Here is an 8,664-nt window from a genome sequence, read left to right as displayed (position 1 = left end):
ATGTTCCTGGCCCTGGAGTGGAACAACCCGAAAACGCTTGGCGACAAGCCCCCGGGCGCCGCTCTGCTGGGCGCGTTGTTCGCCTCCGCCAACACCCGCTCCGGCGGGTTCGCCACCTTCGACGTCACCGCCCAGCGCCCCGCCACCATGCTGCTCCAGGACGCCCTCATGTTCGTGGGCGGCGGCTCCGCCTCGACCGCCGGCGGCATCAAAGTCACCACCCTCGCCGTGATGCTGCTGGCCATCCGCGCCGAGGCCCGCGGCGACCGCGACATGGAGGCGTTCGGCCGCCGCGTCGAGCCGTCCGTGCTGCGCGTCGCCGTGACGGTGGCGGTCGCGTCGGTGATGATCGTGTTCACCGGGGCTTTTGTGCTCAGCCTGGTCAGCGACGCGCCGCTCAGCTACATCCTGTTCGACTGCATCTCCGCCTTCGCCACCTGCGGCCTGTCCACCGGGATTATCCCCGGCCTCCCCGCGGTCGCGAAGCTGACGCTGGCCGCGATGATGCTGGCCGGCCGCCTCGGCACCATGACTATCGCCACCTCGGTCGCCATGTCCAACCGACGCCGCGTCATCCGTCTGCCGGAGGAGCGCCCCATAGTCGGGTGAGGCCGCCCGCGGTTCGGGGTCCGCTCCGGGCTCCGGGGTCCGTTCCGGCCGCCGGGGTCCGTTTCGGTGCCCGATGCCGTCCCCGCGCCCGCCCGTCTTTCCCCGGCCTAGACTTGGCCCCGGGCAGGAGCCTGAATTCGGCCGGACACCGCTGGCCCAGACCATCGGACGGAGGAAGCTTGGTGGATTTGAAACGCGGATCCACGTCGACGGACGCGCCAATGCCGGCTGACGGGGCTGTTCTCGTGATCGGCATGGGCCGGTTTGGCTCGCGGTTGGCGTTGACGGTGGACCGCCTGGGCCGCGAGGTGCTGGCCGTCGAGAAGGACCCGGAGGTGATCCGCCGCTGGTCGGGCCGGCTCCCACTGGTCGAGGCGGACTGCACCGACCCGGAAGCCCTGGAACAGTTGGGCGCGCGCGACTTCCCCATCGCCGTGGTCGGGGTGGGCACCGCCCTGGAGGCATCCGTGCTGATCACGTCCAACCTGGTCGACCTGGGCCTGAACCAGGTCTGGGCCAAGGCCACCTCCTCCGAACACGCCCGCATTTTGCGCCGGATCGGCGCAAGCCAGGTCATCCTGCCGGAGGCGGACGCCGGCGAGCGCGTGGCCCACCTGGTCTCCGGCCGCCTGCTCGACTACATCGAGTTCGAGGACGGCTTCACCATTGTCAAAATGCACCCGCCCAAGGAGATGATCGGATTCACCCTGGGGCAATCGCAAGTGCTGAAGAAGTACGGCGTGACCGTGATCGGCGTCAAATCACCAGGTCAGGAGTTCGAGTACGCCACCGACGAGACGCGGGTCTCCCGCCAAGACCTGCTCATAGTCTCCGGCAACACCACCCTGCTGGACCGCTTCGCCGCCCGTCCCTGAGAAACGGGGACGGCACCTTTTCCCGGCTCGCCGGAAAAAGTGCCGCCCCGTTTTTCACATGGGCATGAGGCAGAACAGTTCGCCCGCGCCGCCCGCCGGGGCGTCGATCTGGAACACGGCGGTGCGGTTCACCCAGATCGCCTTCACGTCTTGGTCCGGCGGCTCCGGGCACTCCTTCGAGGCCAAGTCCACGTCCGCCCCCGGCCAGGCGGCCGGGCCGCCCAGCGAGTCGAAGGCCTGAGCCGCCGCCTCGTCGGTCCGCCATTGGCCGGCCAGCACCGTCGCGGTCTGGTCGCCGTCGGAGTAGGTCAGCGTGTAGGAGTCGAACGCCCCCAGCCCCTCCCAATCCGGGTTCTCCGCCGTGGCGGTCAGCACATAGGCCCCGAGCACCGACGGGATCCGATCGTAGAACTCGGTGCCGGATTCGCGCGGCGCGGGCGAGATCTTGGGAGTTGGCGGCGATGCCGTGTACGTCACCGTGACCGTGGGCCTGGGCCGCTCCGCTTGGGCATCTTTTTCCCGCACAACGAAGATGTACAGGAGCGCCGCCGCCACCATCATCGCCACCGCCAAGATCGATGCCCACAGCCAGGTTCTCGATTGCGGAGCCGCGTCCGCGGCGTGGCGAACCGTCGCTTCCTCGTCACTCATGAGGGCTACCTTCCATTCTCGGGCGTTCCTCCACACCATAGAAGGTATCGCGCGGTCCTTGCCAACGGCGCGCAGGGTGCGCCGCGATTTCGGACTCCCGGGCGGCCCGGCGGCCCGACTGGGGGCTGGGCTGGGGCTGCGGCCGGAGCGGGGGCTGGGGGTGCGGCCGGAGCTGGGGCTGGGGCTGCTGCCGGGGCTGGAGCTGCGGCTGGGCGAACGGCATCGTCCGCTGTCCGCCCGCGACCCGATCCGCCCCGCAGCCGGGACCGGGAACCGACCTTTGCACTATCATTACCATTCAGTTGCCCCGGATATGACTATGGAGAGGCTACATGACCGCCACACTGTCTGATTTGGTCGTGGTGTCGAACCGTCTCCCCGTCGACGCCGCGCGGGCAGAAGACGGGGGAATCACCTTCCGGCGCTCGCCGGGCGGACTGGTCACCGCTTTGGAACCGGTGTTGAGCGAGCGGTCGGCGGCCTGGGTCGGCTGGCCGGGCACCCCCGACTTCGCGTTTGAGCCGGTCCTGCTGGACGGCATCTGGTCAATCCCGGTGGCGCTCACGGCCCAGGAGATCGCGGACTACTACGAGGGCTTCTCCAACGCGACCCTCTGGCCGCTCTACCACGACGTCATCACCCAACCCGAGTATCACCGCGAATGGCATGAGGCGTACCGGGCGGTCAACGCCAAGTTCGCGGAGACGGCCGCGGCCGCCGTCGCGCAAGGCGGGACGGTGTGGGTCCACGACTACCAGCTGCAACTGGCGCCGTCCATGATCCGGCAGTTGCGGCCGGACGTGAAGGTGGGCTTCTTCAACCACATCCCGTTCCCGCCCGAGGCGCTGTTCGCACAGTTGCCGTGGCGGCGCGAAATCCTGATGGGGCTGCTCGGGGCGGACCTGATCGGGTTTCAGCGCGCCCAAGACGCCGGCAATTTCCGGTCCTGTGTGCGGCGGCTGACCGGGTTGACCACCCGGGGCCACCACATTTTGGTGCGGGAGAGCGACGGCAGCGTGCGGGACGTGATGTCCTCGGCGTTTCCGATCTCGATCGATTCGGCGGCGGTGGACGCGCGGGCGCGGCTGCCCAGGGTGCAGGCACGGGCGCGGGAGATCCGCTCCGAATTGGGCAACCCGGACGCCGTGCTGTTCGGCGTTGACCGGCTCGACTACACCAAGGGGATAGCGCACCGCCTCAAGGCCTATGAGGAATTGCTCCGCGACGGCCGCCTGAAAGTGCCCGGCGTTGTGATGGTGCAGGTCGCCAGCCCGTCACGGGACAATGTCAGCGCCTACCAGGCCCTCCGGGACGATGTCGAGACCACGGTTGGGCGGATCGCCGGCGATTTCGGGTCGCTCGGGTCGCCCGCCATCCACTATCTGCACCAAACCCAGGACGCCGACGAGATGGCCGCTTTGTATCTGGCCGCGGACGTCATGTTGGTGACGGCGTTGCGCGACGGCATGAACCTGGTCGCCAAGGAATACGTCGCCTCGCGGGTGGACGGGCGCGGCGCCCTGGTGTTGTCCGAATTCACGGGCGCCGCCGACGAGTTGCGCCAGGCCTTGCTGGTCAACCCGCACGACATTGACGGGTTGAAGGGCGCGATCCTCCGGGCGGTGGCGATGAGCCCGCGCGAGCAGCGGCGGCGCATGCAGGCCCTGCGCCGCCGGGTGTTGGAGAACGACGTGTCCACCTGGGCGTCTTCTTTCCTCGGCACGCTGGCGGCGCGGTGAGCCAGGGCGGCACAAGCGGTTGGGGGCCGTTGCTGACGCGGCTGGCCGCCGCCCGGAAACTCCTGGTCGCGTTGGACTTCGACGGCACCCTGGCGCCGCTGGTGGAGGACCCGACCGCCTCGCGGATGACGCCCGCGGCGGCGGCGGCGTTGGCCCGGCTGGCCCGGATCGAGCGGGTCCAGTTGGCTTTGGTGTCGGGGCGGCCGGCGGGAGCCTTGGCGGAGTTGGCCCAGCCCCCCGAGGACTCGTTGTTGGTCGGCTCCCACGGGGCGGAGCGCGGCCGGATGGCCGGCGGGGTGGCGGTGCTGGAGCCGGTGGTTCTGTCGCCCGGCCGCATGGAACGCCTGCGCCAGGTTTCCGCCGCTCTGACCGAGTTGGCTTCCGGGGCCGAGGGGGCCTGGGTAGAGCCGAAACCGTTCGCGGCGGTTTTCCACACCCGCCCAATGCCGGACCGCGCGCTGGCGGCGGGCCTGGAGGCGGAGGCCGCCCGCCTGGGCAAGGCCCTGGGCGCCCACATTATGACCGGCAAGATGGTGGTCGAGGCGTCGGTTTTGCCGGTGGGCAAGGCCGCCGCTTTGGCCCGCCTGAAAAAGGCCGCCGATGCCGACCGCCTGGTCTTCGCCGGGGACGACACGACCGATGAACTCGCTTTGAGAACCATTCGCCCGCCGGACCTGGGCGTCAAGGTCGGTCCCGGCCCGACCGCCGCCGAGTTGCGCCTCCCCGACCCGGAGGGGGTGGCCGCCTTCCTGGCCGCTCTGGCCGCCTGTCTGGAAGGACCGCCGGGGCGATGACCGTCCCCACCCCTCAAACCGGGGACGGTGCATTATTCGAAAGACGGGGACAGACGTGGCGATCCGAACATCGGCGAAACCGCTAGTGGGGCGCGCGGGCGGGACCAGGTCTGTCCCCATGTCTCAAAGAAATCACCGTCCCCGGTTTGAAGGAGGGGACAGACGTTGGGGCCTACAGGGCCTCGATTTGCCAGGAGACCTCGTGGAGTTGGCCGGGGCGCAGCCAGATCAGGTCGCGACCGCTGTTGAAGGCGTCCGGCGGGCAGGTCATCGGCTCGATCGCCAAGCCCGCGCGGTTGAACTCCGGCTCCGGGCGGTCGGCCGTGTGAACCTGCACCCAGGGGGAGGCCTGGTCCCAGGTGATCGCGACGCCGCCGCCCGCCGGATCCTTCAGACAGGCGGTGGCCCGGCCGGCTCCGTCCCAGGCCACATCGGTGAAGGCGTGGTCAATCCGGACTGGGCCGAGCCGCCGCCCGGCCCGGAAGTCGAAGTCGCCGCCGGCCACCTCATACTGGCCCGCCGGGAGCAGCCGGTCGCCTTCAACCGCCATGAAGCCGCCCGCCGGCAAAGTCAGCTCCCATTCGTCCAGAGGCGAGGGCCCCGCCACCAAATAGGGATGCGGGCCGGTCCCATACGGCGCCGGCCTGGGACTCAGGTTCTGGGCGCCGACCTGCCAGGTCAGGCCTCCGCCCTGGTCCAGCCTATACGTCACCCGCAGTGCGATCCGGAACGGGTAGCCCGCTTGCGGCTCGACCACCTGGGCCAGGGAGACATGGCCGGCGCCCTGATCTGCCACCGCGAAATCGAGCCACCCGGCCAGCCCGTGCAAGGCGTGGCCCCGATCCGGTTCGCTCAACGGGAGTTGCTGCACAGGCGAGTCGCCCGGCCCGCGCGACTCCGCCGGCAGCGGGTACCGGCCGTCGATCACCCGGTTCGGCCACGGCGCCAGGACGGCGCCCCGGTAGAACGGCCGCATCCGGTCCGCGTCGAACGGCGCCACCAAATCGCGGCCGTCGTGGCTGAGCGTCCGCAGCGACGCGCCGACCGAGGCGACGGCCGCCCGGTACGGACCCGCCTCAATCACGAATTGGCGGCCGCTGGCGGGGACGCCGCCAGCCAGGGCCGGGTCGGCTTGGCCGTTTGGGGCGCTCCCGCCGCCCGGCGCCGAACTGGGAACGGACGGGACTGGCGAAGCGGGCGCCGAATTCAAAGGAGAATGCGAAAGCATGGAACCATTCTCCCGCGAGCCGGCCGCGGGCGGTTAGTGCCCGCCGAAAAGCGGCCGACAGCGCCAGCCGAAACGATCCCGAAAAAGGGCTCTGGACGGCATCGGCGGCTTTACACGCGTTGCGCTGAAAACAAAACCGCCGCCGTTTCCAGGTGGGTATTGCTACGCCAATCGGGCGTCTTGGCTGGTCCAAGGCGCGAGACGGGACGGTTCGCCGAAATTGGGGCCGACGGATGTGGCAGTATGGGAGGCATGCTCAAAGACTGAGCATGTGCCAACCAAGCCGGGCACGGTTTGGGCGGCGCCTTTCACAACGGATCGTCCGGCACGTACCTGCCGGTGAAGGGAAGTATTTGTCATGGCAACCGTGACCTTTGATGGGGCCACCCGGATTTATCCCGGCAGCGATAAGCCCGCAGTCGACCACTTGGACCTGCACATCGAAGACGGCGAGTTCCTTGTCCTAGTCGGCCCGTCCGGCTGCGGCAAGTCCACGTCGCTGCGCATGCTGGCGGGTCTGGAGGAAGTCAACGACGGCCGCATCCTGATCGGCGACCGGGACGTCACCGACGTGCAGCCCAAAGACCGCGACATCGCGATGGTGTTCCAAAACTACGCTCTCTACCCGCACATGACCGTTGCGGACAACATGGGCTTCGCGCTCAAGATCGCGGGCATGCCGAAGGCGCAAATCCGCGAGCGCGTCGAAGAGGCCGCCAAGATCCTGGACCTCCAGGAATACCTGGCCCGCAAGCCGAAGGCCCTGTCCGGCGGCCAGCGCCAGCGCGTCGCCATGGGCCGCGCCATTGTCCGCCAACCGCGCGTGTTCCTCATGGACGAGCCGCTGTCCAACCTGGACGCCAAGCTCCGCGTGTCGACCCGCACCCAGATCGCGTCGCTGCAGCGCCGCCTGGGGGTCACCACTGTTTACGTCACCCACGACCAAACTGAGGCCCTGACCATGGGGGACCGGATCGCGGTCCTCAAAGACGGGCTGCTCCAGCAGGTCGGTTCGCCGCTGGTGCTCTACGACAAGCCGTCGAACGCTTTCGTGGCCACCTTCATCGGCTCGCCGGCCATGAACATCGGCACGTTTCCGGTCCGGGGCGACTCGGTCGCGATCGGCCAGTCCCTGGTGCCGCTCAGCCGCGCGGTCTTGGACGCGATGACCCCGGAAGACGAAGGCAAGCTCACGGTTGGCTTCAGGCCGGAGAACCTGGAGCCCGCCACAGTCGACACCCCTGGGGCCATACCCGTGGAAATCGACATTGTCGAGGAACTCGGCTCGGACGCCTACGCCTACGGCTCTCTGAAAGGCTCAGATCCGGAGACCACCACGCTGCAGGGCGGGTCGCTGATCGCGCGGGTGGACCCGCGCGCGGTGCCGCGCAAGGGCGAGACGGTCTACTTCACGGTCCGCGCCGGCGAACAGCACAACTTCTCCGCTTCGACAGGCGAGCGCCTGCCCGAGTGACTCGGTTTGGCCCGCCAGCGGGCCGGTAGTATCTTGGACCGCCGTCCAGGGGTCACCTTGGGCGGCGGTCCGCTTTTTTCGGTGTCCGATGCCGTCAGGCCGCCTTTCCAAGGCCAGCCGCCTTGGGCGGTCGCTTGGCTTGGGCGGTCGCTTGGCTTGGGGTGTCGCTTGGTCTGGCGACAGGCGGGGACGCCGATGTAGGGAGATGAGAGGAACCACCTGTGGCTCAAGCCCTGACGATCACGGCCGTAACACCTGATTCGGCGCTGTTTGACCTGCCTTGGCAGCTGCCTTTGGAGCAGTGGCCGGAGGATGTGGTGCTGGCATTGCCGCGCGGCCTGTCCCGCCACGTCGTCCGGTTCGTCAAACTGTCGGGCCGGGTGCTGGCCGTCAAGGAGATCGCGTCCTACGCGGCCGCGCGCGAATACGGCCTGCTCAAGGAGTTGGCGAACTTCGACGCCCCCTCGGTCGCGCCGGTGGCGGTGGTCGGAGGCCGTCAGACCCCCGAGGGCGAGCCGCTTGACGCCGCGCTGCTGACCCAGCACCTTCAGTTCTCGCTGCCCTACCGGGCGTTGTTCTCCTACCGGCTCCGCCCGGACATGGCGACCCGCCTGCTGGACGCCCTCGCCCTGCTGATTGTGCGGATGCACCTGTTGGGCTTCTACTGGGGCGACGTGTCGCTCTCCAACACCCTGTTCAGGCGGGACGCCAAGGAGTTCTCCGCCTACCTGGTGGACGCGGAGACGGGTGCCCTCTACGAGCGGTTGACGGACGGCCAGCGCGCCTATGACATCGACTTGGCCCGCACGAACGTGATCGGCGAGTTGATGGACCTCGAGGCCGGCGAGATGCTGGAGGACGACTTGGACCCGGTGGCGATCGGCGACTTCCTGACCGAGCGCTACGAGCAACTGTGGCGGGCGCTGACCGAGGAGGAGACGATCTCCGCCGACGCGCGCTGGCGCCTGCAGGACCGCATCAACCGACTCAACGACCTGGGTTTCGACGTGGCAGAGATGTCGATGTCGACCGACCCGGACGGCACCACTTTGCACATCCGCCCGCAGGTGGTGGACGCCGGCCACCACTCGCGGCGGCTGTTCCGGCTGACCGGCTTGGACGTGCAGGAGAACCAGGCCCGGCGGCTGCTGAACGACCTGGACACCTACCGGATGCATTCGGGTCAGACCGACGCGGACGAGGACTTCGTGGCCCACGACTGGTTGACCCACGTGTTCGAACCCGCGGTCCGCTCGGTGCCGCGCGAGTTGCGCGGCAAGCTGGAGTTGCCGCA

9 protein-coding genes are annotated in these 8,664 nt (G+C 68.9%); 7 read left to right on the top strand and 2 right to left on the bottom strand.

Annotated elements, in window-relative coordinates; genetic code table 11:
• Nucleotides 1–609, top strand: a 609-nt coding sequence (locus tag LBC97_14140) for a TrkH family potassium uptake protein (GenBank protein ID MDR2567168.1), incomplete at its 5' end; no start/stop codon positions are given.
• Between the two features lie 221 nt (nucleotides 610–830).
• Complete coding sequence (locus tag LBC97_14135) at nucleotides 831–1,484, top strand: TrkA family potassium uptake protein (GenBank protein ID MDR2567167.1); 654 nt, start codon at nucleotides 831–833, stop codon at nucleotides 1,482–1,484.
• 54 nt (nucleotides 1,485–1,538) lie between these two features.
• Here LBC97_14135 and LBC97_14130 read toward each other — a convergent pair whose 3' ends face one another.
• On the bottom strand, nucleotides 1,539–2,135 hold the full coding sequence (locus LBC97_14130; protein MDR2567166.1) for a hypothetical protein: 597 nt from the start codon (nucleotides 2,133–2,135) through the stop codon (nucleotides 1,539–1,541).
• A gap of 76 nt (nucleotides 2,136–2,211) precedes the next feature.
• Here LBC97_14130 and LBC97_14125 point away from each other — a divergent pair, with 76 nt between their 5' ends.
• From LBC97_14125 to otsB, 3 genes are read left to right on the top strand one after another with little or no spacing between them, the layout of a single operon-like run.
• The gene (locus LBC97_14125; protein ID MDR2567165.1) at nucleotides 2,212–2,487 is read left to right on the top strand and encodes a hypothetical protein; all 276 of its coding nucleotides are present in this window, start codon (nucleotides 2,212–2,214) and stop codon (nucleotides 2,485–2,487) included.
• Nucleotides 2,468–3,874 (top strand): trehalose-6-phosphate synthase, encoded by a 1,407-nt coding sequence (locus LBC97_14120; protein ID MDR2567164.1) that lies wholly within the window; start codon nucleotides 2,468–2,470, stop codon nucleotides 3,872–3,874. Before LBC97_14125 ends, LBC97_14120 begins: the two co-directional genes overlap by 20 nt.
• Nucleotides 3,871–4,668, top strand: coding sequence for a trehalose-phosphatase (gene otsB / locus LBC97_14115; GenBank protein MDR2567163.1), 798 nt, complete (start codon nucleotides 3,871–3,873; stop codon nucleotides 4,666–4,668). The genes LBC97_14120 and otsB overlap by 4 nt, the downstream gene beginning before the upstream one ends.
• A gap of 172 nt (nucleotides 4,669–4,840) precedes the next feature.
• Here the strand turns inward: otsB and LBC97_14110 are convergent, their stop codons facing one another.
• On the bottom strand, nucleotides 4,841–5,896 hold the full coding sequence (locus LBC97_14110) for an aldose 1-epimerase family protein (protein ID MDR2567162.1): 1,056 nt from the start codon (nucleotides 5,894–5,896) through the stop codon (nucleotides 4,841–4,843).
• Between the two features lie 358 nt (nucleotides 5,897–6,254).
• Between LBC97_14110 and ugpC the strand changes: the two genes are divergently transcribed.
• A complete protein-coding gene (gene ugpC, locus LBC97_14105; GenBank protein MDR2567161.1) occupies nucleotides 6,255–7,370 on the top strand; it encodes a sn-glycerol-3-phosphate ABC transporter ATP-binding protein UgpC in 1,116 nt (371 codons plus the stop codon).
• A gap of 221 nt (nucleotides 7,371–7,591) precedes the next feature.
• The coding region (locus tag LBC97_14100; protein MDR2567160.1) for a DUF4032 domain-containing protein at nucleotides 7,592–8,664 on the top strand (1,073 nt) is incomplete at its 3' end.

The sequence above is a fragment of the Bifidobacteriaceae bacterium genome, assembly GCA_031281585.1.
Taxonomy (GTDB): domain Bacteria; phylum Actinomycetota; class Actinomycetes; order Actinomycetales; family WQXJ01; genus JAIRTF01.
This window is presented reverse-complemented; position numbering and strand designations above follow the sequence as displayed.